The 531-nt window shown below is 67.6% G+C and carries 1 pseudogene; it reads left to right on the forward strand.

What is annotated here, in order from left to right:
- Window positions 1-345: 345 nt before the first annotated feature.
- Window positions 346-531, forward strand: a pseudogene (locus LIG30_RS02320) (acetyl-CoA C-acyltransferase); the annotation flags it as partial.

The raw sequence follows: 531 nt of genomic DNA on the forward strand, positions 1-531 counted from the left end.
GCACCTCGCGCACGACCTTCGCGCCCAGCTCGGTCGGCGGGAAATCCTTGAGGCCGCCGCCGAAATCGCCGATCGCCGTCCGCACGCCGCTCACCACCACCACTTCACGCTGCATGTTGCCTCCTCATCCTCGTCATGAATGAAAAAAACGTGTAGCCGGGCGCGCGTGGCGCACGCACGTCAGCCCTGCATCAGGCGCTCGACCGCGTCCTTGCGCGGAATCGGCGCGGTCGCGCCGATTCCGCGCAAGGACGCGGTCGAGCGCCTGATGCAGGGCTGACGTGCGTGCGCCACGCGCGCCCGGCTACACGTTTTTTTCATTCATGACGAGGATGAGGAGGCAACATGCAGCGTGAAGTGGTGGTGGTGAGCGGCGTGCGGACGGCGATCGGCGATTTCGGCGGCGGCCTCAAGGATTTCCCGCCGACCGAGCTGGGCGCGAAGGTCGTGCGCGAGGTGCTGTCGCGCGCGCAGGTGTCGGGCGACGAGGTCGGCCATGTGGTGTTCGGCAACGTCGTGCACACCGAGCCG

It is taken from the genome of Burkholderia sp. lig30 (assembly GCF_000687455.2).
Classification (GTDB): Bacteria; Pseudomonadota; Gammaproteobacteria; order Burkholderiales; family Burkholderiaceae; genus Burkholderia.